This window comes from Acidimicrobiales bacterium, from assembly GCA_035546775.1.
GTDB lineage: Bacteria > Actinomycetota > Acidimicrobiia > Acidimicrobiales > JACCXE01 > JACCXE01.
In genome coordinates, this window is sequence record DASZWD010000055.1 from 1 (window position 1) to 26,700 (window position 26,700).

29 protein-coding genes are annotated in these 26,700 nt (G+C 69.0%); 4 read left to right on the forward strand and 25 right to left on the reverse strand.

Annotation, left to right across the window (positions count from 1 at the left end):
* Positions 1-87 precede the first annotated feature (87 nt).
* Genes VHC63_13620 through VHC63_13630 form a run of 3 tightly spaced genes read right to left on the reverse strand, consistent with a single transcriptional unit; the run spans position 88 to position 2,490 of the window.
* Positions 88-588 carry a hypothetical protein gene (locus tag VHC63_13620; GenBank protein ID HVV37643.1) on the reverse strand — a complete coding sequence of 167 codons (501 nt, stop codon included), beginning with the start codon at positions 586-588 and terminating at the stop codon, positions 88-90.
* Positions 589-619: 31 nt separating this feature from the next.
* The gene (locus VHC63_13625) at positions 620-1,387 is read right to left on the reverse strand and encodes a class II aldolase/adducin family protein (GenBank protein ID HVV37644.1); all 768 of its coding nucleotides are present in this window, start codon (positions 1,385-1,387) and stop codon (positions 620-622) included.
* A gap of 26 nt (positions 1,388-1,413) precedes the next feature.
* On the reverse strand, positions 1,414-2,490 hold the full coding sequence (locus tag VHC63_13630; protein HVV37645.1) for a tyrosine-type recombinase/integrase: 1,077 nt from the start codon (positions 2,488-2,490) through the stop codon (positions 1,414-1,416).
* Between the two features lie 25 nt (positions 2,491-2,515).
* Here VHC63_13630 and VHC63_13635 point away from each other — a divergent pair, with 25 nt between their 5' ends.
* Genes VHC63_13635 through VHC63_13645 form a run of 3 tightly spaced genes read left to right on the forward strand, consistent with a single transcriptional unit; the run spans position 2,516 to position 4,943 of the window.
* The gene (locus VHC63_13635; GenBank protein ID HVV37646.1) at positions 2,516-3,346 is read left to right on the forward strand and encodes a DMT family transporter; all 831 of its coding nucleotides are present in this window, start codon (positions 2,516-2,518) and stop codon (positions 3,344-3,346) included.
* Between the two features lie 15 nt (positions 3,347-3,361).
* Positions 3,362-4,459 (forward strand): Gfo/Idh/MocA family oxidoreductase, encoded by a 1,098-nt coding sequence (locus VHC63_13640; GenBank protein HVV37647.1) that lies wholly within the window; start codon positions 3,362-3,364, stop codon positions 4,457-4,459.
* A 55-nt stretch (positions 4,460-4,514) separates the two neighbouring features.
* The gene (locus tag VHC63_13645; GenBank protein ID HVV37648.1) at positions 4,515-4,943 is read left to right on the forward strand and encodes a hypothetical protein; all 429 of its coding nucleotides are present in this window, start codon (positions 4,515-4,517) and stop codon (positions 4,941-4,943) included.
* A 1,389-nt stretch (positions 4,944-6,332) separates the two neighbouring features.
* Here the strand turns inward: VHC63_13645 and VHC63_13650 are convergent.
* Positions 6,333-6,875 carry an HAD-IA family hydrolase gene (locus VHC63_13650; GenBank protein ID HVV37649.1) on the reverse strand — a complete coding sequence of 181 codons (543 nt, stop codon included), beginning with the start codon at positions 6,873-6,875 and terminating at the stop codon, positions 6,333-6,335.
* The gene (locus tag VHC63_13655; GenBank protein ID HVV37650.1) at positions 6,872-7,087 is read right to left on the reverse strand and encodes a hypothetical protein; all 216 of its coding nucleotides are present in this window, start codon (positions 7,085-7,087) and stop codon (positions 6,872-6,874) included. The genes VHC63_13650 and VHC63_13655 overlap by 4 nt, the downstream gene beginning before the upstream one ends.
* 88 nt (positions 7,088-7,175) lie before the next feature.
* On the opposite strand from VHC63_13655, the gene VHC63_13660 reads away from it, so the two are divergent.
* Positions 7,176-7,937, forward strand: coding sequence for a crotonase/enoyl-CoA hydratase family protein (locus VHC63_13660; GenBank protein HVV37651.1), 762 nt, complete (start codon positions 7,176-7,178; stop codon positions 7,935-7,937).
* 44 nt (positions 7,938-7,981) lie between these two features.
* Here the strand turns inward: VHC63_13660 and VHC63_13665 are convergent, their stop codons facing one another.
* From VHC63_13665 to tatC, 20 genes are all read right to left on the reverse strand, one after another.
* Complete coding sequence (locus VHC63_13665) at positions 7,982-8,392, reverse strand: NUDIX hydrolase (GenBank protein ID HVV37652.1); 411 nt, start codon at positions 8,390-8,392, stop codon at positions 7,982-7,984.
* Positions 8,373-8,876 (reverse strand): GNAT family N-acetyltransferase, encoded by a 504-nt coding sequence (locus tag VHC63_13670; protein ID HVV37653.1) that lies wholly within the window; start codon positions 8,874-8,876, stop codon positions 8,373-8,375. Before VHC63_13670 ends, VHC63_13665 begins: the two co-directional genes overlap by 20 nt.
* Positions 8,873-9,412, reverse strand: coding sequence for a hypothetical protein (locus VHC63_13675; GenBank protein HVV37654.1), 540 nt, complete (start codon positions 9,410-9,412; stop codon positions 8,873-8,875). The genes VHC63_13670 and VHC63_13675 overlap by 4 nt, the downstream gene beginning before the upstream one ends.
* A 9-nt stretch (positions 9,413-9,421) precedes the next feature.
* Positions 9,422-9,874, reverse strand: coding sequence for a universal stress protein (locus VHC63_13680; protein HVV37655.1), 453 nt, complete (start codon positions 9,872-9,874; stop codon positions 9,422-9,424).
* Between the two features lie 15 nt (positions 9,875-9,889).
* Positions 9,890-10,354 carry a DUF4193 family protein gene (locus tag VHC63_13685; GenBank protein ID HVV37656.1) on the reverse strand — a complete coding sequence of 155 codons (465 nt, stop codon included), beginning with the start codon at positions 10,352-10,354 and terminating at the stop codon, positions 9,890-9,892.
* 62 nt (positions 10,355-10,416) lie between these two features.
* On the reverse strand, positions 10,417-11,037 hold the full coding sequence (locus tag VHC63_13690; protein HVV37657.1) for a hypothetical protein: 621 nt from the start codon (positions 11,035-11,037) through the stop codon (positions 10,417-10,419).
* Positions 11,034-12,224 carry an MlaD family protein gene (locus VHC63_13695; GenBank protein ID HVV37658.1) on the reverse strand — a complete coding sequence of 397 codons (1,191 nt, stop codon included), beginning with the start codon at positions 12,222-12,224 and terminating at the stop codon, positions 11,034-11,036. Before VHC63_13695 ends, VHC63_13690 begins: the two co-directional genes overlap by 4 nt.
* The gene (locus tag VHC63_13700) at positions 12,221-13,165 is read right to left on the reverse strand and encodes an MlaD family protein (GenBank protein HVV37659.1); all 945 of its coding nucleotides are present in this window, start codon (positions 13,163-13,165) and stop codon (positions 12,221-12,223) included. The genes VHC63_13695 and VHC63_13700 overlap by 4 nt, the downstream gene beginning before the upstream one ends.
* Complete coding sequence (locus VHC63_13705; GenBank protein ID HVV37660.1) at positions 13,162-14,298, reverse strand: MCE family protein; 1,137 nt, start codon at positions 14,296-14,298, stop codon at positions 13,162-13,164. The genes VHC63_13700 and VHC63_13705 overlap by 4 nt, the downstream gene beginning before the upstream one ends.
* Positions 14,295-15,299, reverse strand: a complete 1,005-nt coding sequence (locus VHC63_13710; protein ID HVV37661.1) for an MlaD family protein — start codon at positions 15,297-15,299, stop codon at positions 14,295-14,297. The genes VHC63_13705 and VHC63_13710 overlap by 4 nt, the downstream gene beginning before the upstream one ends.
* Complete coding sequence (locus VHC63_13715; GenBank protein HVV37662.1) at positions 15,296-16,387, reverse strand: MlaD family protein; 1,092 nt, start codon at positions 16,385-16,387, stop codon at positions 15,296-15,298. Before VHC63_13715 ends, VHC63_13710 begins: the two co-directional genes overlap by 4 nt.
* 1 nt (position 16,388) lies before the next feature.
* Positions 16,389-17,531 (reverse strand): MlaD family protein, encoded by a 1,143-nt coding sequence (locus tag VHC63_13720; GenBank protein ID HVV37663.1) that lies wholly within the window; start codon positions 17,529-17,531, stop codon positions 16,389-16,391.
* Positions 17,532-17,610: 79 nt separating this feature from the next.
* Positions 17,611-18,447 (reverse strand): ABC transporter permease, encoded by an 837-nt coding sequence (locus VHC63_13725; protein HVV37664.1) that lies wholly within the window; start codon positions 18,445-18,447, stop codon positions 17,611-17,613.
* A gap of 2 nt (positions 18,448-18,449) precedes the next feature.
* Positions 18,450-19,241 (reverse strand): ABC transporter permease, encoded by a 792-nt coding sequence (locus tag VHC63_13730; protein HVV37665.1) that lies wholly within the window; start codon positions 19,239-19,241, stop codon positions 18,450-18,452.
* Entirely contained in the window at positions 19,242-20,066 is an 825-nt protein-coding gene (locus VHC63_13735) for an ABC transporter ATP-binding protein (protein HVV37666.1), read from the reverse strand.
* Positions 20,067-20,103: 37 nt separating this feature from the next.
* Positions 20,104-21,714, reverse strand: a complete 1,611-nt coding sequence (locus tag VHC63_13740; protein HVV37667.1) for an FAD-dependent thymidylate synthase — start codon at positions 21,712-21,714, stop codon at positions 20,104-20,106.
* A gap of 28 nt (positions 21,715-21,742) precedes the next feature.
* On the reverse strand, positions 21,743-22,729 hold the full coding sequence (locus VHC63_13745; GenBank protein ID HVV37668.1) for an alcohol dehydrogenase catalytic domain-containing protein: 987 nt from the start codon (positions 22,727-22,729) through the stop codon (positions 21,743-21,745).
* A 5-nt stretch (positions 22,730-22,734) separates the two neighbouring features.
* Positions 22,735-23,316, reverse strand: coding sequence for a hypothetical protein (locus VHC63_13750; GenBank protein ID HVV37669.1), 582 nt, complete (start codon positions 23,314-23,316; stop codon positions 22,735-22,737).
* Positions 23,306-25,957 (reverse strand): DEAD/DEAH box helicase, encoded by a 2,652-nt coding sequence (locus tag VHC63_13755; protein HVV37670.1) that lies wholly within the window; start codon positions 25,955-25,957, stop codon positions 23,306-23,308. The genes VHC63_13750 and VHC63_13755 overlap by 11 nt, the downstream gene beginning before the upstream one ends.
* Positions 25,954-26,700 (reverse strand): twin-arginine translocase subunit TatC, encoded by a 747-nt coding sequence (tatC, locus tag VHC63_13760; protein HVV37671.1) that lies wholly within the window; start codon positions 26,698-26,700, stop codon positions 25,954-25,956. Before tatC ends, VHC63_13755 begins: the two co-directional genes overlap by 4 nt.

The window sequence follows — 26,700 nt, forward strand, 5'->3', positions numbered from 1 at the left end:
TCTTCGGACGCGACACACTGCGCGCCGAGTCGGTTGGTCGGTGCCACCCGCACGGGCGGTGGCTGGAGTGGCTCGCCTAGCGAGCGACTACTTGCCGGCGCCGCAGTGCTGCTGGAAGTACGAGTCGATGTGCTGCACCGCGGCCTTGAAGTCATCCGAGGACATCTTCTGGGCCAGCGACTGGAACTGCGGGTTCTGGGCGACCTCCATGTAGTTACCGTTGGCGCTGGCGAACAGGTCGAGGTACGCGCCTTCGGTATCGGCGACGAGCTGGAAGTCGGCCTTGATCTCCGACGGCGCCGCGGCGGCGTCGGTCTTGAGGACCTGCGACATCGACTTGAAGTCCGTGCCGGCGCTGTTGGCCGCGGCGGTGGCGGCGGTCGCGGCGAAGGCGATCGCCGCGCTGCTGTCGCACACCTTCGACGCGGCGAGCGCCGCGGCTGCGCCCGACAGGTGGCTGCCGGCGCTGGTGTTCGCCTTGGCGTTGGCGTTGACGTTCGCGCTGGCGTTGTCGTCCTTCTTGCCGTTGCAGGCGCCCGAGGCGAGCAAGGTGACGGACGCGAGGATGACGAGTGCGAGCTTGCGCATGATGTTGTGCCCCTTGGTTACGTGGTGTCGGTCAGTCGAACAGGTCGGGCTGCTCGACGGAGATGCGGTCGAAGATCGGTTGGAAGCTGAGCCAGCCGGCGAAGTGACCACCGACCTGCGTCTGCGTGATGGCCGCCATCTCCGGATCGATCGAGATGGTCGGACCGGCGGCCTCGGCCAGCAGCTGCGCCTGGCAGGTGCGCTCCATCGTGATGAACCACCACACGGCTTCGTCGACGGAGTGGCCGACGGTCAGCAGCCCGTGGTTGCGCAGAATGACCGCCTTGGCCTCGCCGAGCGACACGGCGATGCGCTTGCCCTCGTCGGTCGACAGCACGACGCCGGTGTAGTCGTCGAACAGCTCGTGGTCGCCGTAGAAGGCGCACGCGTCCTGCGTCAGCGGGTCGAGCTTCTTGCCCAGCGCCGAGAACGCCTTGCCGTACAGCGAGTGGCTGTGCGCCGCCGCGATCACGTCGGGACGCGCCGCGTGGACCTGCGAGTGAATGGCGAAGGCGGCGCGGTTGACGTCGTACTTGCCCTCGACCACCTCGCCCTGGTCGTTGCACAGGATCAGGTCGGACACGCGGATCTGGCCGAAGTGCATCCCGAAGGGGTTCACCCAGAAGTGGTCGAGCAACTCGGGGTCGCGGGCGGTGATGTGGCCGGCGACGCCCTCGTCGAAGCCGCACTTCGAGAACATCCGGAACGCCGCCGCGAGGCGCTGCTTGCGGTGCAGACGCTCCTCTTCGACGGAGTTGAACGTGGGCAGGTCGTGGAGCATCTTCACCTGATTCGCCATGCCCAAATCCTACGCCCGCCGCCGGGTTAGCCGCCGTCGGCGAGGGGGTGGAGACGCATGGCCGCCGCGATCTCTTCGTCGGCGACCTCGGTGTAGATCTGCGTGGTCGCCAGCGACGCGTGGCCGAGGGCGACCTGGAGTTGGCGCAGGCTGAACGCGCCCTCCCGCAAGCCGAGGGTGGCGAAGGTGTGCCGCAGCGCGTGGACTCGTATGCCGGGCCGGCGGGCGCCGATCATGCGCAGCACGCGGTCGACCACGTAGACGACCGATTCTCGTGACGCTTCGACCGTGCGACCCACCACGCGCCCGTCGCGGGCGCGCACGTCGCGGGCACGCGACGAGATGATCACGGTCTGGGCGTCGAGGCCGAGTTCGTCAAGGCGCTTCTGGCGGCTGGGGAAGTAGGCGCGCAGCGCGTCGGCCACCACCGGCGGAACCCCGAGGCGGCGTTCCTTGTCGCCCTTGCCGCGTACCACCATGGCCGCCGGGGGGTCGCCTTCGAGGTCGACCATGCGCAGCCCGGCGATCTCGGCGAGACGCAAACCGCACGCCAGCGCCAAGGCGAGGATCAGCGCGTCGCGTTCAGGCCACTGGCTCTTCTCCGCCGCGTTCGACAGCGCGCCGCCGGCGAGGGTCTGCTCGAGCGCCCGCGGCACGCGCTTGCGCCGCTTCGGGGGCGACAGCAGCGCGGCCGGGTCCGCCGGGATGCGTTGGGTCTTGTACGCCCAGGCGAAGAACGAACGGATGGCCGAGGTGCGCCGGGCGATGGTGGCCGGCGAGCGCTCTTCGGGAGCGCGCTCGGGATGGGTGGAGAAGCGCGGGTCGGGACGGGTCCGGAACTCGGCGAGGGCGGCGTCGAGCATGTCGGGGGTGACGTCGCCCAGCTCGATGCGGTCGTAGGCGGCGAGGACCGCCGCGTCTCTCTCCGCTGGATCCTCGGGCAGGCGCGATCGCAGCGGCAGCAACCCGAGGTCGGCGGCCACGTCGATCATCGTGTCGTCGAGGTCGGCGCGGTAGGCCGCCAGCGTCGACGATGAGCGCCCCTCGTTCGCCAAGCGCTGCAAGAAGCGCTCGAGCATGACGGCGTAAGTGGCCCCAGGCACGCGGCTCAACCTACAAAGATGCGCCATGGGCATCGTGTTGGGGCTCGTCGCCGCCATCCTCTACGGCAGCGGCGACTTTGCCGGCGGGCGCGCCGCCGAAGGCGTCGACGTGCGCCGCGTGCTTCTGGTGTCCCAGGCAACAGCCGCGGTCGGGTCCCTCGTCGCGTTGGCGTTCGTGCACGGCGTGGCGGTGGGCGCCGACCTCGGCCGCGGCGTGGCGGCCGGGCTGCTCACCGCCGTGGGTCTTGGTCTGCTCTACCGCGCCCTCGCCATCGGGCGCGCCAGCGTGGTGGCCCCGCTGTGCGCCGCCACCGGCGCCGTCGTGCCCGTCACGTGGGGACTGGCGACGGGGGAGCGGCCCGGGGCCGTCGCCCTCGTGGGCGTGGTGTGTGCCATCGCGGCCGGCGTGCTGCTGGCGCGGGGTGACGAGGGGAGTGGTGCATCGGCCGACGGTGTACCGATCGCCATCGCGGCGGGCGTCGCCCTCGGCGCGTCGTTCGTGTGCTTCGCCGCGACGACCGACGCGTCGGGACTGTGGCCGGTGGCGGCGTCGCGCCTTGCCGGGGTGCTCGTGGTGGCGCTGGCGATCTCGGCGCGCCGGCCCGAACGCATCGCTTTGCCCGCCGACGTCATGCGGATCGCGGTCATCGCCGGCGTGTGCGATGTCGTGGCCACCGTGGCTCTCGTCGCCGGCCTGCGCGCCGAGCTGGCCGTCCTCGTCGCCGCCCTTGCCGCGCTGGCGCCGGGCTTCACCGTGGCGTGCGCCTGGCTCTTCGCCCGCGAGCGCGTCGGGCGCGAGCAACTCGTCGGTGTCGGCTTGGCGCTGGTGGGTCTCGCGTTGATCGCGGCGCGCTAGGCGAGACTGACCGCCGTGCCCGTCGCCCTGCCGATCCCGCCCGACCGCCCCATCCGCCTGGGCGTGGTCGGCCTCGGCCAGATCGCCGAGCTCATGCTGCCGCCGTACCTGGCGCACGCCGAGGTGGAGATCGTCGCGGCGTGCGACGCGTCGGCCGAGCGCCTGGCGCGCTGGGCGCCGCTGCTGCCCGCTGCCGCCCTCACCGAGGATCTCGACACGTTGCTGGCTCGCGACGATCTCGACGTCGTCGACGTGCTCGTCCCGACGCCGAAGCACGGCGACATCGGCCGGCGCGTGCTGGCGGCCGGTCATCACCTGCAGATCCAAAAACCGATCACGCGCTCGCTGGAGGACTGCGACGCATTGCTCGAGGTGGCGGACCGCGCCGGGGCGCTGGTGCGTGTGCTGGAGGACTACGTGTTCTTCCCGCCGCTGGTACGCCTGCGCGAGGTCGTGCGCTCGGGCGAGCTGGGGGAGCCGGTCGGGCTGCACATGAAGGTGGTCAACACCGGCCGTGGGGGATGGGACGTGCTCCCCTCGGCCTACGAGTGGCAGCTCGAACAGACCAAGGACGGCCGGGGCATGCTCGTGTTCGACCACGCCTGGCACCAGCTGGCGGTCGCCCAGTGGCTTTTCGGGAACATACGTTCGATCGTCGGCTGGGTCGGCCAGACCGAAGTCGCACCCGGGTTTTTCCTCGACGCGCCGGCGACGCTGGCGTGGGAGCACGCGACAGGCCTGCGCGGCGTCCTCGACGTCACGCTGGCCATCGACACGTACTGGCGCAGCGAGTTCTACAGCTGCGACGAGCGGGTCGAGGTGACCTGCGCCCGGGGCTCGGCCCGCTGCAACCGGATCTCGGCGGCGGGGCGCCAGGAGCCGTCTGTGGAGGTCTACAGGGACGGCGAGGTGCGGTCGTTCCACACACTCGACGACAACGGCGACGCCGGGTTCAAAGCGTCGACCCAGCACTTCGTCGACGTGTTCCGGGGCCGCAGCGACGACGTCGTGATGGACGGGCCCACGGCCCGCCACGTGCTGAGGGCCCTGCTGGCGGCGCTCGATTCCAGTGCTGACGGCGTGCACTTGGTGAACGTACCTACAAAAGAGTGATTATGTAGGGATGGTCAGGCAGGAACGCGGGTCACCGCCGGCGAATCTCTGTGGCGTGGGGCGAGGGCTGGTGCTTGGGGTGCTGGTCCTGGCCGCCGCAGCCATGGGGGTGCTGGGGAGGCCGGTACCCACACAGGCGTTCTTGGGCCGGGAGAACGCCAACAACGCGCGGGTCGATCGGTTCGTGATCCCGGAGCGCACTGTGCACGGCCTGCCGCCGTCGCCAGTGGGTTACGAACCGACCGACCCGGCGTCCACCACCACGACCATCCCCACCCGGGTCGAAGCGGCCACGCTCGACCGCACGGACCAGACGCCGACGACGCTCAGCGAGACCGAGGTGTTCGAGGCGACGGCGGTCGCGCCCGTCAACGGCGAGCCGGCGTGGGTGGCGATCGTGGTCGTCGTCCTCCTGCTGTCGGGCCTGCGCGTCGCCGCCCAAATCCAGGAACAGCGGGCGGCTCGACGCGCCGAGGACGGGTAAATCCGCCCCGAGTTGTAATTTGGAACGCCCATGTCCCGTCGCATCGAAATCGAACTGACCAGCGCGCGCCCCGACGGCTCGTGGACGTGGCGCGCCGCCGGCGCCCGCGAGCCCAAGGGCGTGCTGACCGCCTCGCTGCTGCCGGCGGGCGCCAAGCCGGGCGACGTGCTGCGCGCCGAGGTCGAGCAGGAGATCGACGGCATCAACGTGGTGGCGATCCTGGCGTCGAAGGCGTCGTCTCCCCTGCCCGAACGCATCGAGATCGTGGGCCGCGGTCCGGTGCAGGGCGGCGTGTCGAGCGAGCTGCGCCGTCCCCTGCGCGACGGCGACACACGCGAGCGCAAGCCCCGGCGCGACGGCGACAAGCGCCCGGGCGGTGGCGACCGCAAGCGCCCGAGTGGGCCGCGGCCCGAAGGCGGCGACCGCCGGCCGCCGCGCGAGCGCGCCGAGCGGCCGCCGCGACGTGAGGCCCCGGCGCCCAAGCCGAAGCCCAAGCGCCTCTCCCCCGCCCGCACGCACCGCGACGCCTGGCTGGCCGGGCTCAACGAAGCCGAGCGCCGCATCGCCGAGCAGCTGATGACCGGCGGCATCAACGCCGTGCGCCAGTCGCTCGACGCCCAGAACCGCGCCCTCGAAGCCGAGGGCAAGGAAGCGATCGACCCGACGCCGATCCTCACGCTCGCCGACGACCTGCGGGGCCAGATCACCGCCGTCGAGTGGCGCGACTTCGCCGAAGCGGCGATCGCGGACGCCAACGAGATCGCGCTGCGCGACCTGCGCGCCGTGGTGACCAAGGCCGACAGCGCCACCCGTGACGACGAGACGCGCCTGCTCGCCGCGCAGCTGCGCGAGGCGCTCGACACCCGCCTGGCGGCGATGAAGGAACACTGGGTGACCGAGCTGACCGCGGCGGTGCGCGACGGCCGCCTCGTGCGCGCCCTCAAGATCTCGGGCCAGCCGCCCGAACCTGGGAGTCGCTTTCCCGACGAGTTGGCGACGGAGTTGGCCACCGCCGCCGGCGCGGCGCTCAACGACGAGACGATGCCCGATCGATGGGGTGTGCTCGCCGAAGCGGTCGCCATGTCATCGGTGCGCCGCAACGTCGTGCCGGCCGCCGCGCCCAAAGACATCACCGAAGAACTGAAGGCCGCCGTCACGAAGGTGGCAGCCCGGGTCCCGGCCATCGCTGCCTGCCTTGGCATCGAGGTGCCGGCGTCGGCGAAGCCCGAGGGCAGGGCGCCGCGCCCGCCGCGCCAGCCCGTCGCCGCCAAGAAGGTGGCGCAGAAGCCGGCGGCACCCGCCGCCCGTGCGACGGCGGCGCCTGGTCCCCGGGTGATGATCGGCGGCCGCGCCATCCCGCCGCCTCCCCGCCCGACCGCCGCCGCGCCCTCAGAGCAGGTCGAGGATGTCGCCGGGACGCGCGGCGACGAGGTCGCCGGCGACGCGCTCAGCGCGAGCGTTCCACCCGGCAACGACGTAGCGGACACCAGCGAGCAGAGCCGCGCGCCGATCGTGGGCGGTGTCGCCGACGAAGAGCACGTCGCCGCTCCCGAGCCCGAGGCCGGACAGAACTAACTCGAGGCTCTTCGGTCCGCCGAAGTCCTGCGCGAACAGCGCCACCTCCGGCGCCCAGCCGAGCGCCGTGAGTTCGGCCCGCGCCGTGGTGCGGTCCTTGTGCGACGCCACCGCCCAGCGGTCGAGCGCGCCCAGCAGTGCGTCAACGCCGGCGAAGGGCACGACCTCGCTCGGGTCGTAGGCAGCGAGGTACTCCTCGACGGCGAGGCCGAGCCGAGCGCACTCGTCGGTGATGAGATGGCCGAAGGTGACCGACTCGGCGGGGACGCCGCAGCGCACGAAGGCGTTGACCAGGGCGCGGTCGGAGTCGAGCAGGGTGCCGTCGAGGTCGAAAACGACCGCTTGGACGCGACTCACTCGTCGTGGTGGATGAGGAACGACGAGCGGCGGCTGCGGCCGCGGTACTCGCCGCTGGCGCGGTCTTCGTCCCAGCGCGCTCCGCAGGTGAGGCACTCGCAGCTGTCGAGGTTGCCGGACGCGACGAACATGCGACCGATCTCGTAGCCCGAGCAGAACGGGCAGGCCAGGTGCGGTGCCCCCACCGCTCGGGAGTCATCCTCCCGACGCACGAGTTCTGAGGGTATCGGCAAAGCTGCGCGCAGTGGTGGCAACTACGTTGCACCCGCGTCCTTGGGGCGCTCGCTACGCTCGCCGCCCATGGTCAAGTTCGACAAGAAGGGCCCGATCGGCATCATCACGATCGACCGGCCGGAGGCGAAGAACGCGGTCAACGGCGACGTTGCCAACGGCATCGAAGCGGCGATCGACGAACTCGAGGGCGACGACGAGCTCTGGGTCGGCATCATCGCCAGTTCGGGCGACGTGTTCTGCGCCGGCGCCGACCTCAAGGCGATCAACTCGGGTCAGGCGGGCGCCTTGCAGACCAAGCGCGGCGGCTTCGCCGGCTTCGTGCAGCGCGAGCGCACCAAGCCCGTGATCGCGGCGGTCGACGGACCCGCCCTCGCCGGAGGCTGCGAGATCGTGCTGGCGTCGGATCTCGTCGTCGCGTCGGAGATCTCGCGTTTCGGCATTCCCGAAGTGAAGCGGTCGCTGGTCGCGGCGGCCGGCGGTCTGTTCCGTCTCCCCCGGGCGATCCCGCGCAACATCGCCATGGAAGCGGCGCTCACCGGTGATCCGATCTCGGCGGAGCGGGCGCACCACTTCGGCCTCGTCAACGAACTCGTGCCGGCGGGCCAGGCGCTCGCGGCCGCCATCGCGCTCGCCGAGCGCATCTGCGCCAACGCTCCCCTCGCCGTGCGCGCCACCCGTGAGGTCGTATTGAAGGCCTATTCCGAGACGGACGAGGTGCTGTGGGGCATGAGCGGCGCGGCGATGGGCAAGGTCGTGGCCACCGAAGACTTCATGGAAGGCCCCCGCGCCTTCATCGAAAAGCGCGCCCCGGTCTGGAAGGGCAAGTAGCGGGGCGCCGCTGTCAGCGGACAGCGCGAGGCGCCGTCACCTCGTCAAGCGAACAAGTCGATGATGCGGTGGTCGGCGAGAAACTCCGCCAGCCCCTCCGACAGCGCGAGGTCGGCGACGGCGTGCAGGTCCACCCACGCTGCCTCGCGGGCATCATCGCCGGCGACGACGCCTTCGGTGTCGAAGGCAGTGGCGTAGAAGTCGTGGACGACGTAGTGCGCGTCTTCGCTGAAGATCTCCACGTGGCCGATGTAGTCGCCCACGGCAACGTCGAGGCCGGTTTCCTCGCGCACCTCGCGCACCAGCGCTTCGACCATCGTCTCGCCGAACTCGACGCGGCCGCCGGGCAGCGACCAGTTGCCCGCGGCCGGGCCATGGCCCCGCCGGATCAGCAGCAGCCGGTCGTCGTCGAGGATGACCGCGCCGACGCAGAGCTCAGGGCGCGGTGGGCTCATCCAACCGGTGGCTCACCGTCAGCAGCCGCGCCTTGAAGCCCGCGGCCTCGAAGAAGTTCTTGGTGATGCGTTCGCCGGGGAGCGCGTAGGCGTCGATCGACGCGCAGCCCGCGGCGCGCGCCCAGTCGACGAGCGCGTTCAGCAACGCCTCCCCCACCCCGACGGCGCGGGCCGCTTCGTCGACGTAGAGCATCGTGACAACGGCCAGCAACGTGCCGCCCGTCAGCACCTCGACGTGCGCCGCCGCGGCGCCAACCGGGACGCCGTCGAGCACGCCGATGAGTACGGCCGCGTCACCGGCGTGGAGCCAGTCGACGATCGTGGTGGCGTCGGGCGGCGTCGACTCACGCAACAGCAGCAACTCGGCGCCGCGCGAGCCGTGCAGCGAGGCGGCGGCGGCCTCAGCCAACGCGACGACGAACGGCACGTCGACTTCGAGCGCCGGCCGTACCCCCGGGGTGGGCACGACGGCGCCGGCGGTCACCCGCGGAGTTGGGCGACGCGGTTGAGGATGGTGCGCCGGCCGCGGCCCGCAGCTTCGTAGGAGCCGATGGCCTCGAGCTCTTCGGCGTTGAGGCCGGCGAGGCGCTCGACGACTTGCGACGCCGACAGGCTGTCGTAGCCCGGAATGGCGAGGCTCTGGGCGTCGTGCACCGTGACGGGCGTGCCGTTGCTCTCCGCGGTGGCAGCGGCGGGCGCCGGCGGAGCGGGCGGCGGCGATGCCGGGGCGGGCGGCGGCGTCTGCGTCGCCGGTGCCGCGGGCGTGGCCGCGGTGGCCACGGGCGACGACGCCGGGCGATTCGAGGCCGGGCGCTCGGCGATTTGCTTGAGGCGCTTCTCGAGCTCGGCGCGGCCCATCGTGACGGCGAATTGCCCCATCGTCTTGGCCATGGTCGCTTCCTGGTGCCCGCGCGCGACGAGCTTGGGAAGTTCTTCGCGCACCATCGCCGCAATGCCGAGCGGCGCGTAGAACGCGGTCTCGAGGAGGCGCTCGATCGGGGTCTTGTCGTCGTCAGCCATCCGCGATTCCTACCCGTCCGTCGTGTGCACGATCAAAACGTCGCACGGCGCGCGGTGCGAAACCTTGTTCGGGACGTTTCCCTTGATGGCGCGTGTCGCCTGCGTAATCCCGCGATTACCTGTGACGATCAGGTCGCCGCCGGAGGACTCGGCCGCCTCGATGAGCGCCATCGCCGGGTCGGTGGCGCCGGTCACGATCTTGACGTCGGTCACGCCGAGCTTCTTCGCCAACGCCTTTCCCCGCTTGGCCCGGGCCTCGGCCTCGTTGACGTCCTTGGCCATCCACTGCATCTCGTCGGGCAGCGGCTCGGACTTGCGCGCTTCCTTGAGCTTGTCGTGCACGTACGCGGTGACGATGGTGAGGCGGGCGCCGAACGTCTTGGCCAACGCCGCGGCGTGCGCCACGGCCTTTTCCGCGGTTTCCGACCCGTCGGTGCCCACCACCACGTTCCTGTAGCCCATCCGCCTCGCTCCCTGTTAGACGCAGTCGCGGCAGAACTGCCGCTTCGGATCCGCCAGCTGACTCGGGTGCTTCACCAGGAAGCACGACTGGCAGACGAACTCGTCGGGCCGCTTGGGCGCGACCTTGCCGCTGTCGCCCTCGTCGGCGCGATCGGCGGGTTCGTCGTCTTCCTCGTCGTCTTCCTCGACGACGACCAGACGTTCTTTGAGGATCTCGTCGAGGGTGGCCTCGACGTCGTGGTCGACCTCGAGCTCGTCCTCGTCGTCGTCTTCGGCCGACTTCTTGGCGGACGCGGCTGAGCCTTCTTCGTCGTCCTCCTCGTCGCCCCCGCCCTCTTCGTCGTCGTCGAAGGACTCCTCGTCGTCGTCGGCGAGGTCAGCTTCCTCGTCGTCGATCAGGTCTTCTTCGCCGAGTCCTTCAAGGTCCTCTTCGTCGATTTCTCCGGGCTGGTCGTCATCGTCGACGCTGTCGTCAGCCATGTGTGCCTTTCCGCTAGCAGGCCTGCGCGGCGGCGGAGAATAGCGGGTTCTGGCGCTCCGGCTTAACCAGCCGGTGTCGTCGTGGCTGTCGAGCCACCCGAGGAATCGTTGCCCGCGTTAATCGCGCTCAGGCTGTCGACCAGCCAACCGCCGCTGCTATGCACGAGCGCGAGCTCGAAAAACGCCGTGCCGGGCCGATTATTCCCGCCGACGCCGGACACCCGGAAGTCGACACGCACGATGGCGGTGGCGTCGCTGCTGGACACGTCTCCGACGTACACGTCGACGGCCCGGACCTCGGAATGCTGCTTCGTGAGCTTGTACAGCTGGTCCAGGCCGCCGTCGAAGGCTTCGCGGTACTGCTTCTTGAATGACCCCGTCGCGAGCTTCACGACGCGCTCCTTGGCCTGGGGCAGGTGCTGGTAGTCGTAGGACAGCATGGCCGTGCCCATGGCGCCGGCGACACGCCGCACCGCCGCCGAACGACCCTCGGTGTCGCGGTTGTGGGCGCTCAGATTGGCGGCCAGCACGCTGAGCACGAGGCAGACGCCGGCCAGCACCACCACGGCGATCTTGAGGCCGTTGTGACGCGCCTTCGGGGCCGTCTCGGTGGCCAGCGGTTCCGGCGGCTCCGCCGCCGCGGGAACCACGGTCTCGTCCGGTGTCGCATCCTGCACGGTCACGGCGACATTCTGCTTGCTGCCCGCACCACGAACAGCGCGGCGACCACGGCCATGCCGAGGCCGAGGCCCGCTCCCGAAGCCGAAATCGGCGTCTTGGCCGGCGCCGCGGCGCTCGACGTCACCGCCGCACTGGGCGGAAGCGTGCTGTTGCAGTTCGGTGCCGGGATGACCGGTGGCAACGGGCGCGGCGGGTCGAACTGCTTCGGCGTGTCGTTGAGCGGCGCCTGGATCGGCGACACCCGCACCCACACGCCGTCCGGCTCGATGTCACGGGTATCCCACACCGCGGCGAACGCGGCAGGGGCCCACGTCAGCAGGGCGCGCAGGCCGGTGAGCTGCTGGGTGGTCGAGGCGTGGTCGACGACCACTTCGAGGACCTTGAGGTCGCAGTCGAGTTCGCCCTTGTGATTGCCCACCAGGGCTGTGACTTGCTCGAGCAGCGGCGTGCCCTGGTCCAGCAGCGTGGCGATGTCGGCCTTCGACGCGGCGAGGGCGGCGTTGATCTGCGCCAGGTTGTCGAGGTCGGCGCCGAGCGACGCCCGGTGCTGCGCCAACGCGTGCGTCAGCTTGCCGCCGTTGGCTGAGATGCGATCGAGCGCGGCGGTGCGGCTGGCGATCGTCGCCGTCAGCTTGTCGCCCGCGGTCGCCAGTTGCTGCAGCGAGTCGGCGCGGCCGTCGAGGCCGACCGAGAGGTTGTGCACGATCGTGTTGACGTCCTGCGGGTTGAGGGCGCTCAGGAGGGCGGATGCCGACCGTAAGAACTCCGAGAACTCGAGTGGCACCGTCGTGAGCGACTTCGGGATGTTCTCCCCCGCCTTGTAATACGGCGAGCCGGCGATCTGGGAAGTCGGCGCGTAGAAGTCGATGAACTGCTCACCGATGGCCGACTTGCGCTGAATGTTGGCCGTTGCGCCACGCGGGATGTCCTTGCCGCGGTCGATGGCCATCGTGACCCGCACGGCGTGGCTGGCGCGCTCGATCTGCACCTTGGTGACCTGACCGACGGGGACGCCGAGATACGAGACTTCGGCGTGGGGCAGCACGCCGAAGGCATTGTCGAAATCCGCCGTCAGCTTGTACGGCTTCTCGACCTGTTTGAAGCTCACGACGTTGCTCGCCAGCCACACCATCATCACGACGAAGCCGATGGCGAACACGACGATGTTGAGGTTGATCCGCCGCCTCATGGCTTCTTCGCCCGGGGATCTTGCAGGTACGGGATGAGCCAGCCGATGACGTTGGTGAAGTCGTTCGGGATGGCCGAGGGCAGGCCGTAGACGAACTTGTCGAGCCAGTCGATGAGGCTCTGCAGCTCGCTCGACTGGCCGGCGAGCACGCGCAGGATGTCGTCGGCCTGATGGATCTGCGTCTCGACGTTCGCCTGGTACTTGTCGAGCTCGGTGTTCTGAACCGCGGCGAGCCGGCTGAGGTTGCGCAGGATGGCGACGGCCTTGTCGCGATTGTCCGCCAGTGACTTGGTGGTCGTGGCGAGGTCGCTCAACAGCGCCGACAGCGACGCCCCCTCCCCCGCCACCGCCGCGATCGAGGTGTCGAGGTGGTCGACGATCGCCCCGATGTTCTGCGTCCGCGTCGCCAGGGCAGTGCTGAAGGTCGACAGCGAGTCGATGAGCGTGCGGATGTCGTCTTTGCGGCCGAGCACGGAGGTGGCCCCGGTGTCGATGAGCGTCGCTACGTCGCCCGCGGTCACCTGGCCGAGCACGTCGACGGCTTGCTCGGCCACGAACTCGAGCTCCGGCGCCTGCTGCACGTCCTTGATCACGTCGCCGTCCTTGAGGAACGGACCCTGCGTCGGGTTGCCCCGCGGGCGCAGCTCGACGAACTTCTCACCCAGCAACGACGTGGTGCGCAACACGGCCGTGACGTTCTGTGGGATGTGATGCCCGGGGTTGATGTGGAGCGTGACGCGCGCCTTGAAGTCCTTGGTCAGGTGGATCGAGCCGATACGGCCGATGCGCACGTCGGCGGTCTGCACCGAACCGCGCGGTTGGAGGTCGCCGGAGTCGTCGAACACCACGGTGACCGTCGTCGAGTTGGTGGCGCACGCCGACAGCATCGATGCCAGGAGCGCGGCGCACACCACGACGGGGATGAGGGCGCGGCGCTTCACCCGAACACCGCGCTGATCGAGTCGATGACGCCGCGCACGACCGACTTGTGCTTCGGCCCGCTGGTGAGCGGTGTCGGCGGCAGGTCGGGCGGGATCGAGAGTCCGGTGCCCGGCAGCGAGCACTGCGTGGTGACGGGTTCGCACACGAGCGTCGTCGGCAGGCCGAGGGCGTTGAACACCTGCGCCACGTCGGGCGTCACGAGTGTCCGCAGGTCGAGGGCGTGGAGGTTCTTGTCGTACGACGCGGCGAGACCGGCCTTGCCGTCGAGGTTCTTGCCGGCGACGAGGATCGGCCCGGCGGCGAGCAGCTTGTCGACCTGGTCGATGTGTGCGCCCACGAGGCGCAACTCACGGCTGAGCACCGTGATGTCGTGGTCGAGCTTGGTTCCGTGCTCCTTCAGCAGGTCGAGCCCGTTGGTCGACAGCGACGCCAGGCTGGCGAGCAGCGACTGGATCGCCGTGCGCTCCTTGGCCAGGGCGTCAGTCGTGGTGGCGAAGTTGTCGAGCACGCGTCCGAGCGTTTGGTCGCGGTCGGCGAGCGTGGCGGTGAAGCGGTCGAAGTTGTCGATGATCGACGCGACCTGTTGGTCCTTCTCGCCCAGGGTTTCGGTGATCGTGCCGAGCCCGGCGATCGCCTTGTTGAGGTCGTCGCCCGTTCCGTCGAGCCCGAGCGCCAGGTTGTGGACGAGTTTCCCGGTGGCCTGCGGATCGATGGTGTCGAGGAGGTGCTTGAGCGCGGCAAGCGTCTCGTCGGGCTCGACGGGCACGCTGGTGCGGTCGAGATCGAGCACGGCGCCGTGCGGCAGTGTCGGCTCCCCCTCCTTCCACGCGGGATACAGCTGCACGTAGCGCTCGCCGATGAACGACAGCGGGATGATGGTGGCGCTGGCGTCCTTGGGTAGGGGGATGTCGTCGTGGATGCGCAGGACGACGCGCACCTTGTCACCCACGACCTTCACCGACTTCACGTGACCGGCGGGGAGGCCGAGGACGCGTACCTGCGACGCGCTGTACAGCGAGATCGCACTCGTGAAGTAGGCCGTGACGGTGTACTCGTCGGGGCCGCCTGGACCACAGGCGCCGAGGCCGGTCACGACGAGGGCGGCGGCGAGGAAGCCGGCGAGGCGCCTCATGGCGTGGTACTCCCCTGCCCCGTCAGCGCCGCGAGCAGCGCAACGACGTCGGGGCCGAGCGAGCGCACGAGCACGTCACCCCACTCGCCGTGCGAGGACGCCAGGGCCAAGCCGTACGAGCCCTCGCCGATCCAGGCCAGCGCGCGATCGAGGTCGCCTTGATGGCGATCGAGGATGTCGACGGTCGGGTGCAGCGTCGACAGGATCGAGTCGAGATCGGCCTTGTGCGTACTCACCACGCCGGCGAGTTGGTTGAGGGCGATCGACGCCTGCTGGATGCCCTGCGCCACCGCGTCGTGCCGGTTGGCCAGGACCTTGAGCACGGCATCGCTCTGGTCGAGCAACGTCACGAGCGTCTGGTCCTTGGTGGCCAGGGTGCCGGAGATGGTGTTGGCGCGGTCGATCAGATCGGACAACTGCGAGTCGCGCTGCGCGATCGCGTCGGACACCTGACCGATGCCATGGATGAGGTCCTGGATCGACTGCTGGCGGCCGTCGGTGATCGTCGCCAGTTGCTTGATCAGGGTGTTGAGGTTGTCGTTGTGCGTTGCCTCGATCGCGTGGGTGCCCTGCTTGGCGATTTCGAAGATGTCATACGGCGTCGCCGTGCGGTCGTTCGGGATCACGGCGCCCTTGGTGAGCACGGGATCCTTCACCTCGCCGGCGAGCCGCACGTACTTGGAGCCGAGCAGCGTCGCGAGCGCCACCTCGGCGCGCGTGTCGGGGCCCAGCCGCACGCCGTGGTTGATCGTCATGTGGACGATGACGAGGCCGCGCTGGCGGTCGGGCCGCACCGAGGTGACGTGGCCGACCTGCACTCCCGCGACGCGCACCGGTGCGCCCTTCGACACGCCCGAGCCGTCGGAGAACTCCGCCGCAATCGGGAAGTTGCCCCGCGACGTCACCGGCTTGATCAGCAACGTGCCCAACAGCACGATCGCCATGGCGAGCAACGAGAACAGCGCCACGAGGTACGGGTTGCGGTCGCGGAAGCTCTTCATCGCGACACCGCCAGCGAGAGGATCGAGCGGATCCCGGCGGCGCCCTTGAGGACGGACGCTTGTGAGCCGGCGATGCCGTTCATGTTGTTGCTCGGCTGGTCGAGGCACGGCGTCGACGCCAGCGCCGGGTAACCCACCCTGAGGCACACGATCGACTGGTCGAGCCACTCGCCGTACTGCGACACGTTGGCGAGGCGCAGCACGCCGTCGTCGAGACCCGCCACGATGTGCTCGACCGTCGGCAGCTTGTCGCCCACGGTGTTCACCACCGTGGTGAGGTTCGTCAGGATGCCGTCGATCTGGGTGCGGTTGTGACTCAGAATGTCGGCGAGGTGGCCGTTGTAGTCGGCGAGTTCCACGCTGGCCTTGTCGAGGACGTCGACGTTGTCGTCGAACGCCTTGGTGATGAGCACGAGGTTGTCGAGGACCTGGCGGATCTCGCGATCCCGGTCGGCGACGGCGGCGGAGACGACGTCGATGTTGGACACCAACCGCCCGATGGCTTCGTCGCGTTCGCCGAGCGTCGCCGCAATCTTGGCCAGCGCGTCGAGGGATTCGCCGACCTTTGCCTCGTTGCCGTTGAGCGCGGCCACCACCGTGTCGAGGAAGTCGTTGACCTTGTTCGGGTCGATGGCCGCGACAATTGGACCGAGCCGGTTGAGCAATTCGCCGAGGTCGACGACCGACGTCGTGTGCTTGATCGCCTCGCCCGGTTGCAGCGCCGTCGACGCGGTGCCGGGATACAGGTAGAGGTAGCGCTGGCCGAGCAGGTTGCGCCAACGGATGGCGGCCTCGGTGTCGACCGGCAGCTTGAGCTGATGCTTTACGCGCATCGTCACGCGGGCCTTGCCGTCGACCACCTGAATACCGGTGACCTTGCCCACCTTGACGCCCGCCACTTTCACGTTGTCGTTGATCAGCAGGCCGGTGACGTCGTCGAAGGTGGCGGTTAGGCGGTACGAGTCGTCGAGCAACTGCACGGGCCCGATGCGCAGTGACTGCACGTTGCCGATGCTGAACACGAGCGCGACGGCGATCACGACGCACAGCGTCACGAAGGCGGTGAGCTTGATCAGGGTGGAGCGCATGTCAGCCCAGCAGGCTCCGTAGGAGGGCCCGGATGCCCTTCACGCCTTTGACGGGCGGGTGCAGCGGGGCCGCGGTCGGCTCGACGGTGTTGCCGGCGTTGATGCCGCTGAGGACCGGCGCGTGGTTCACGCTGTAACCGGCCGGGAGATCGGTCGAGCAGTCGGCCAGCGCCGGCTGGCAGGTGTTGCCGCCGACGAGCACCTTGATCTTGGCCACCGTGCCGCTGCCGTACGGGATGCCCGTCCCCGACTCCGCCAGCGTTTCGAGGAACTGCCGCAAGCCGACGACGGTCTTGGGCAGCTGGCCGAGTTGGGCGTCGATGACTGCCAGCGGCTTGCCGCCTTCGGTGACGAGCTTGTGCAGCAGCGGCTGGTTGTTCTCGAGGACGTCGGCGAGGTCACCCGACAGCGTGGCGAGATCACTCAACGCCCCCGTGAACTCGGCGGTGCGGTCGTTGATGACCGGCAAGACGTCGTGCGCGTCGTGGATACCCTGCGCGGTGGCGTCGGCTTTGGCCGCCAGCGTGTCGGACAGCGCGGCGAGGTCGTCGACGAACTGCTCGGTCTCCTTGACGTTGCCCGCCTGCGAGGTGGCGATGACGGCCAAGTTCTGGAGTGAGTGATTGACGTTCGGGCCCGTGCCCTCGCCGCCGCGGGCGAGCGTCTCGAGGATGGTGCCCAGCTCTTCGGGCTTGACCGCTTTGAGGATCGGATAGGCGTCGGACAGCACCCGCTCCAGCTCGAAGCCGCCGAGGGTGTGCTTGATCGTGTCGCCGTCGCGCATGAACGGGCCGGTGGCTTCGTCGGCTCCCGGGTCGATGTCGATGAACTTCTCACCGAAGAGCGTCTTGGGGCGAATGATGGCGTGCGCGTCGACCGGGATCTTGTCGGACTTGTCGATGGTGAGGCGAATGCGGGCGCGCCCGTCGACGAGCTTGATCGTCGAGACCTTGCCGATGTTGACGCCGTGGATCTTGACGTCGCTGCCCGACAACAGGCCCTGGCCCGCCGCGCTGAACGTGCCCTCGACGTGGTACACGGGCTTGGCCGCGCCCGACGCCAGCTTCGCCCCGGTGACGACCACCGACGAGAACAGCAGGACCGCAACCAGACCGCTGAGAACCCGATAGGTCCGCTCAGTCACTCGTTCCGCCATCCTTCGGATGGCGCACCGAGCGAATGCCTCTTCGGACCGGCGCTCCTCGCTTCGCTGCGGTGCTCGGTCAACCCGCGATCCTCACGCTGTTGCCGCCACCCCAGAAGATGACCGAGAGCACCAGGTTGAGCACGACCACGGTCACGATGCTGAGCCGGATGGCGCGCCCTACCGCCACGCCGACGCCGGCCGGACCTCCCGACGCGTAGTAGCCGTAGTAGCAGTGGATGAGCGACACGACCACGGCAAAGATGCAAGCTTTGGCCAAGCTGTAGAACACGTCGATTGGCGGCAGGTACAACCGGAAATAGTGGTTGTAGACGCCCGGTGACAAACCGAAGAACTTGGTCGTGACCAGCCGCGTGGCGAAGAAGCTGGCGTAGAGCGAGAACAGGTACAGCGGGATGATGCAGATCAATGCCGCCACGACCCGGGTGCACACGAGGTACACGAAGCTCGGCACCGACATCACTTCGAGGGCGTCGATCTCGTCGGAGATGCGCATAGCGCCCAGTTCGGCGGTGAACCCGGCGCCCACCTGCGCCGCGAACGCCACGCCGGCGATGATCGGTGTGACCTCGCGGGTGTTGGCGAAGGAGCCGACGAGGCCGGTGAAGGCCTGCGCGCCGATCTGTTCGAGACCCTTGAAGCCTTGGAGGCCGACCTCCGTGCCGGTGAAGAACGACATGGAGAAAATCACGAACACCATGCCGCCACCGACGATGAGCGCCCCGGCGCCGATGGTGATGTCCGAGATGAGCAGCGTCAGTTGCTTGGTGTAGCCGCGGCGGAACACCTGCATGGTGATCACGTCGCGCAGGATCCGGAGATAGAACTCCATCTGGCGACCGATCTCCTCGAAGACGGCCGAGACGCGGAGGCGAGCAGTGCGAACGGTCTGCATCGTCAGAATTTCTGCGGGACGACCGCGAAGTAGAGCGTCGTCATCACGAAGTTGACGAAGAAGATCAGGATGAAGCTGACGACCACCGACTGGTTCACGGCGTCGCCGACGCCCTTCGGGCCACCTTTGGCGTAGAGACCCTTGTAGCAGGCGACCATGGCGGCCACGAGCCCGAACAGGAACGCCTTGGCGAGCGCCGACCACAGGTCGGCGAGCTGCACCAGCACGGTGAAGCCGGAGAAGTAGGCGCCGGCCGTCACCTTCTGCACCACGACGTTGAACACGAAACCGCCCGCCAGGCCGGCGAGGCTCACGAGGGGCACCAGCAGTACCGACACGGTGGCGGCGGCCCACAGGCGCGGCGTCACCAAGCGGTGGATCGGGTTGACCGCCATCACCTCCATCGCCGCGATCTCGTCGCGGATCTTGCGCGAGCCAAGGTCGGCCGTCATCGCCGATCCGCCGGCCCCGGCGATGAGGAGGGCGACGGCGACGGGCGCTGCCTCGCGCACGATGGCGAGCACCATCGCCGCGCCGGTGTTCGACTCGGCTCCGAGCTGACGGCTGAACGAGCCCACGTGCAGCGCGATCACCGCGCCGAACGGGATGGCGATGAGAACCACCGGGATGCTGGTGACCTTGGCGATGAACCAGCACTGCTCGAGGTATTCGCGGCCCCATTGCCGCACGTCCCACGTCTTGCGCAGCGCCTCGAGGGCGATGGCGAACATGTTGCCGGTCTCGCGGACCAGCGTGACGGGCTTGTCGGTGAAGTCGCTGAGAGTCGTCGCCATCTAGACCGAGAGGATCTCGTAGGTGGTCTCGGAGCCGTCGTCCTCGTCGTCGTCGCTCGCCATCTCGTCCATGCCGATGGGACCCTTGGCCCGCCCGGCCAGGAACTGGCGGATGATCTTGTTGTCGGTCGTCTTCATCTCCTCTTTCGAGGCGAACTTCACGAGACCGGAGCGGAACAACACCCCGATGTACTCGGCGGTGCGCATGACCGAGGGGATGTTGTGCGTGATGATGAAGAACGTGGCGCCCGTCTTCTTCTGGACGTCGACCACGAGCTCGTCGAGATAGGCCACGCGGACGGGATCGAGGCCGGAGTCGGGCTCGTCGAAGAGCACGATTTCGGGATCGAGCACCAGCGCCCGGGCGAGGCCGGCGCGCTTTTTCATGCCGCCCGACACTTCACCCGGCACCTTGTTCATGTGGTCGAGCATCCCGACAAGCGCCGACTTCTCCATCACGATCTCGCGGATCTCGCGCTCGGACTTGCGCGTGTGCTCGCGCAACGGGAAGGCGATGTTGTCGTACATGTTCATCGATCCGAACAGTGCCCCGTCCTGGAACAGCACGCCGAACTTGCGCCGCACGCGGTAGAGGTCCTTCTCCGACATGCCGACGGTCTGCTCGCCGTCGACCCAGATCTCGCCCGCGTCGGGGCGCAGCAGCCCGATGATGTTTTTCAGCAGCACCGACTTGCCGGTGCCCGACGGCCCCATGATGGCCGTGATGCGGCCCTTGGGCACGTCGAAGGAGATGTCCTTCAGAACGGTGTGGGAGCCAAACGACTTGGTGACCCCTCGCAGCGAGATGATCGCCTCTTCGGCCACTACACCCCCTTGGTCTGGAACGTACGGAAGACCCTAGTCAGGCGTCGATCGATGCACGGCGCACTTCGGCGCGCCGCTCCGACTCCAGCCGTTCGAGGTCGTACGTCTCGTGGTCGACGTAGCGCATCATCTCCGCCACCGCGTGATGGCCGGCGCGCTCGGCGATCAGGTTGTGCATCTGCTGGCACACCTTGCGGTACGACGGGTGACCTTGGCGCTCGGTGCGCAGCTCGAGCATCTGCATGGCGGCCCGGGCGTTGAGCGTCATGGCGTAGCGGACCTTGTAGGCCAGGGCGACTGCGTAGGCGGCCTCGTGCGGGAAGTCGGCGCACAGCACGTCGTGCAGTTCGGCCGAGCGCTCCATCGACTCGTCGTAGGTCTCGGCGAGACCGGCGTCGGCGACGTCGGTCGGGAGTTCGTAGCCGAAGTGGGGCGTCAATGCCTGCCATTCGATCGTGAGCATGCGGTGCCGCTGCAGATCGCGGAAGGCGCCGTAGTCGCTGAGGATGTCGAAGCGGTACCAGACGTTTTCGAGGGCACGGCCGGGGCGGTGCCGGCGATTGGTGCGGTCACCGACGTAGGCGTGCACGACGCGCACCTTCTCGTCGGCCGACATCTGCGCCACGCGCGCCGCGATGGCCGTCTCGGGTTGGTTGCTGTACGGATACAGCATCGCGGTGATCATGCGGTCCTCGGCGTCGGGATCCCAGCGCACGAGCGTCACTTCGTCGGTCGCCGGCGGATCGCTGCCGGCGAAGAGTTCCCGGGCGACGGACTCCATGGCGTCGCGGTTGTCTTCGAGGTAGTGCGACCACCGCTGGCCGCGGTCTTCGAGGTCGACGCGGGTGAGAAACGACGGGATCACCTTGCGCAGTTCGGTGAGCATCATCTGGGCGTACTCACGCGCCTCGGGCAGCGGGTGGGCGTTCATGCGGATCAGCAGCTGCTCATAGGCCTGGCCCGTGCCGTAGATGCCGACGTTGGACAGCGACGCGGCGGGCAGCAGCCCGCGGATGGCGTCGAACGCCTTGGCCTTGACCGCCTGGTTCCACACGAAGTCCGAGTCGCCCGGCTGCTGCGGGTGCACCTTGCGATAGTGCTGCTGCATCGCCGGCACGAGTTCGGCGTAGGTGTCGAACATGCGGTCCATGTCGCCCACGTAGCGGGTGCCGTGCGCCGACTTCAGGATCGCCGGGTCGCGGTAGTAGCGGTAGCGACCGTTGCCGAGCCGGGTGTCGTAGGCGATGTAGCGGGTGGACTGCTCGAGGTAGGCCATCAGCCGGCCCCACTCGAGCACCTTGGTCAGCAGGTTCGACGACTGCTCGCAGGCGAGGTGGACGCCCCCGAGCTGGGCGACCGAGTCGTCGCCGTACTCGAAGAACACCTTGCGGTACAGCTCTTCGGCGCGGTTGAGGCCCATGGTGGCGTCAACGGTGAGGTCGCCGGTCATGTCGAGCTCGCCGACGAACTCGTCGAGGAACAAGCGGCGCAGGCTCTTCGCCGATCGGCTGTAGCGGGCGAATAAGGCGCCTTTGACCACTTCCGGCAGGTTCGTCAAGGCAAACACCGGCTGATCGAGGTTCGTGAAGTAGCGCCGCAGGATCACCGCCTCATCGGGCGTGAAGGTCTCTACGGCGTACCTCGTCATGGGACTCCGCAGAGTACGACCGCCGGGGTCACTTGTGGCGGATCACAATTTTTCCGGACTGCGACCCCGTTGCAAGTCGCTCGAGAGCCGCTGGGTAGGCGTCGAGGCCGTCGAAGACCTCGTCGATGGGCACGGGCACCCCGGCGGCCACGAGGTGCATCACGGCGTCGAATTCGGCATAGGAGCCCATGGTCGAGCCGATGATCTCGTGCTGCTTGAAAAACAGGCGCGGCAGGGAGATCTCGACGGTGCTGCCGGCGGTGCCGCCGCACGTCACGAGGCGCCCGCCGGGCTTGAGGGCCCGGATCGAGTTGTTCCACGTGGCGGCGCCGACGTTCTCGAACACGACGTCGGCCTGCACGGGCCACGGCGCGTTCGAGTCGAACGCGGCCGCGGCGCCCATCTCGACGGCCCGCGTCCGCTTGGCTTCGTCGCGCGACGTGGCGTAGACGGTGGCGCCGCTGGCGACGCCGAGGACTAAGCCGGCGGTGCTCACCCCGCCGCCGACGCCGACGACGAGCATCGTCTCGCCGGCGGTGAGCCGGGCGCGGCGCAGCATGCGCCACGCCGTGAGCCAGCACAACCCGAACGCCGCCGCGGCGGGCCAGTCAAGCGACGCCGGCTTGGCCACGACGTTGGCCGCCGGCACGATCACATACTCGGCGTGCGTGCCCCAGCGGTGCTCGCCGAGGATGCCGAACTGCTTGCACAGGGGGCTCTCCCCCGCCAGGCAGTAGTCGCACTTCCTGCACGAAACGGCGGGGTTGATCACCACCTCGTCGCCGACCGCGACGTTGCGCACCTCGTCGCCGATCGCATCGACCACGCCCGCGCCATCTGCGCCCGGTACGTGGGGCGTGTGTGGCTTCGGCATGCCCTTGGTCACCCAGATGTCCATGTGGTTGAGGGCGGAGGCGACGACGCGCACGCGCACCTCGTCGCGCGCCAGCGGCGGCAGGTCGATCTCCCCGCGGCGGTAGCTGCCCGGCGACTCGTCGAGAATCCACGCGTCCATCGCGTTCACGCTATGACCCGCAGCGCGTCGGGGACGACCCGGATGGCGACGTGCTTCGCCACACCGGCGGGTTCGCCGTCGAGTTTCACTTCGGCGGGGCGCGGGAACTCGAAGGTCATGGCCTTCGTGCGGTGGCCCTCGATGCGCGGGTGCGGCAGGTGCGAACCGGTGCGCAGGCGCGCCTTGACCTGGCGCCACTCGAAGCGGTTGAGCTTGGCCTCGTAGACGTCGAGCACGCCGTCGTTGGGGTGTGCCTTCGGCCCGAAGTTCCACTCCCCCATCCACGGCGCGTTCATGGCGACGACGAAATGGCGCCACCCGTTCGGCTGGATCAGCAGGTGAGCGACGAAGAAGTGCACGCGACCGTCGAGCAGGACCTCCCCCACGTCGAGCGGGAACGCCATCCCGGCCGCGCCACCGAGCGTGCGGAACAGATCCCCGCCTTGGAGGCGGAAGGTCGGCGGATCGGTGTGGCTGCGCCGGGCCTCCTCGACGGCACGCGACAGCTCACGGTCGGTGTGCACGACGACGGCGCCCTCGCCTTCCGTCGCCGGTTCGCCCCACGCCTGCCCCGGCTTAATCGTCATCGGCACCTACGACCGACGAGGCGACGACGACGCCGCGGAAGATCGCATCGGCTGCCTGGTTCGCCGTCTTGGCGGTCGTCGCGTCGGTGGCGACGAGTGCGATCTGGCGCAGCAGGTCGACGAGCTGCTTGATGTTGCGCACGAAGTCGCCGCCGGTGATCCCGTCACCCAGCAACTCGTGCAGCGGTTCGCCCATGGCCCAGGCGTAGGCGACGCCGACGAAGCCTTCGTCGACGTCGCGGGTGATCGGCAGGTGCGCCCGCTTCTCCAGCCCGACGAGCCGCGCCAGGTGCGACTCGATCTCGGTGATGCGGGCGTTGAGCCCGGCCGGGACGGGCAGGAGGGCGACGTCGGTGCCGCGCGCCTCGAAGGTGAACACCGAGACGAGACCGGCGAGCTCGGCGGGCCCGAGGCCGTCGAGGATGCCGGCCGTGACGCAGTCGGCGATCAGCAGGTCGCACTCGTGATACAGCCGGGCGAGGCGCTCGCCGGCGGCGGTCAGGGCCCATCCGTCGACGAAGCCGAGTTCGGCGAGCACGGTCAGCACGCGATCGAGCTGGCGGCCCAGCGACGCCTCGTCGTTGCGCCGCTGGCGGCGCTCGGCGGCGAGGCTGCGTTCGAGCCGGTCGACCCGCCCGAGCGCCCGCAGGTGCTGCGCGGCGTCGGGACACGCGGCCACCGGGTGCATCGTCGCCAGCCGTTCTGCGGGCGTCCGGCCGCGGGCGCGCGATCGACCCCCTTGCCACTTCGGGGTGTACGTCTTCACGTCGTCGGGCTCGACGACCTCCGCCTGGCGCACGAGGTCTCCAGCGGCACGCAGGAACCGCGCCGCCGTGGGATCGAACGGCGTGGGCAGCTTGATGTGCCCGGCGCGCCGCGGCGGGACGGGAAAGTCCTTCACCCGCAGCTGCAGCCGCCGCCCGTCGTCGGTGACGACGGGCAGGTGCAGCCCGCTGAGTCCCTTGCCGCGGGGCGGGCCGAGCACGGCGACGCGTCCCTTGGTGCGATGGCTCGGCACGATCACGATGTCCCCGGGCCGGAGCCGGTTCATGGCGTCGACGACGAGGCGGGCGTCGGAGGGCGCGTCGCGGCGAGCCGCGTCGGCCTCGGCGACGAGCAGTCGGTACTCGCGGACGTCGCCGCGCTCGCACTCGGCCTGCGCCCGGGCGCGGGCGATGTCGTGCACGAGCCGCTCGATGGCGGCCTCCTGCTGCACCACGACGCGGTCGGCCCGGTACTGCGCAAAGCTCAGGTTGAGCAGATGGCGCGCTTCGTCGGGGGCGTAGCGCCGGACGAGATTGGCCGCCATGTTGTACGTCGGGCGAAACGACGATCGCAGCGCGTACGTGCGCCGCGACGCCAGGGCCGCCACCTGTTCGAACGACACGAACGGCGACCACAACACGACGGCGTAACCCACGTCGTCGAGCCCGCGACGCCCGGCGCGCCCGGTGAATTGCGTGTACTCCCCCGCCGTGAGCATTTCGTGACGGTCGCCGGTGAACTTCGTCAGCTTCTCGATGACCACCGAGCGAGCCGGCATGTTGATGCCGAGCGACAACGTCTCGGTAGCGAACACCAGCTTCACCAACGCGGCGGCAAAGAGCGCTTCCACGGCCTCCTTCATCGGCGGCACGAGTCCGGCGTGGTGCGACGCCACGCCCATTTCCAACCCGGCGAGCCAGGCGTCGTAGCCGAGGGCGTCGAGGTCGGCGTCGGAAAGACCGGCGAGGTGCTGATCGGCGACGGCGCGGATCTGATCGCGTTCGGTCGGCGACGTCAGCCGCAGCCCGGCGTTCACGCATTGGCGCACCGCCTCGTCGCAACCCTTGCGACTGAAGATGAAGTAGACCGCGGGCAGCATCTCGTGATCGTCGAGCACGTGGGCCACCTCGACACGCCGCGGCGTGTAGACCTTGCGCCGCCGCCCGCTGCGCTCGTTGCGGTCGGTGCGGCTGTCGAGACGGGCGGCGAAGCGGTTGGGCAATCCGTCGACGAAGGTCGGCACGAGGTGCATGCGTTCGGAATCACGCTCTCCCGCCAGGTACAGGTGCTCGAGTTGGACGGGCCGGGTCTCGTCGATGATGGCGTCGGTGGCGCCGCGCACGGTGCCGATCCAGTCGGCGACGTCCTCGGCGTTGCTCACCGTCGCCGACAGGCACACGAGGTCGACCGACGTCGGCAGGTGGATGATCACCTCCTCCCACACTGCGCCCCGGTACGGATTCTGGAGGTAATGGACTTCGTCGAGCACAACCCAGCGCAGGCTGTCGAGGTTGCTCGAGCGGGCGTAGATCATGTTGCGCAGCACTTCGGTCGTCATGACGATCACGTCGGCGTCGGGCCGCACGACGGTGTCGCCGGTGAGCAGGCCGACGCGAGCAGAACCGTGGCGGGCCACGAGGTCGTTGAACTTCTGGTTCGACAGCGCTTTGAGCGGCGTCGTGTAGAACGCGCGCGCGCCCTCGGCGAGCGCGCACTCGATGGCGTACTCGGCCACCACCGTCTTGCCCGATCCCGTGGGCGCGGCGACGAGGACGGAGTGGCCCTGGTCGATGGCGTTCATGGCGTCGGACTGGAAGGCGTCGAGCGCGAACGCCAGCCCCGCCTCGAACTGGTGGCGCACGCTCGCCGCGGTCATCGCTTCAGCAGACGCCCGATCAGGATCGACAGCTCGTAGAAGAGGCACATCGGGATCGCCATGCCGAACAGCGAGTACGGGTCCTGGCTCGGCGTGATCACCGCCGCGGCCACGAAGATGATCACGATCGCCGGCCGCCGCCAGGAGCTCAGCTTCTTGCTGGTGACGGCCCCGACGAGTTCGAGGAACACGAGGAGGACGGGAAACTCGAACGCGAGGCCGAACGCCAACATCACCTTCAGGAAGAACGAGACGTACTCCTTCGGGCTGAAGATCTCCTGGAGACCCGACCCACCGATCTGGATCAGGAACTGCAGCGCCTTGGCGAAGGTCAGGTAGCCGATGAGGACGCCGAAGAAGAACAGCCCCGTCGACGCCGCGATGAATGGGACGGCGTAACGCTTCTCCTTCTTGTGCAACCCGGGCGTGATGAAGCGCCAGATCTCCCACAGCACGACGGGGCTGGCGATCATCAGTCCGCCGTACCCGGCAATCTTGAGCCGGACCGCGATGCCTTCGAGCGGCGACGTGATGAACAGCTTGCAGTTGCCGTGGCGCACGGCGCAGTACGGATGCACGAGGAAGTGCAGAATCCGGTAATAGAGCAGGAACGCCACGACGGCGCCGACACCGATAGCGATCACGGAAATGAACAGCCGCTGGCGCAGCTCCGTGAGGTGCTCCACCAGCGTCATGGCGGCGAAGTCGGTCTGGTCGGCGGCGGTGGCCGCCTCGTCGGCCAC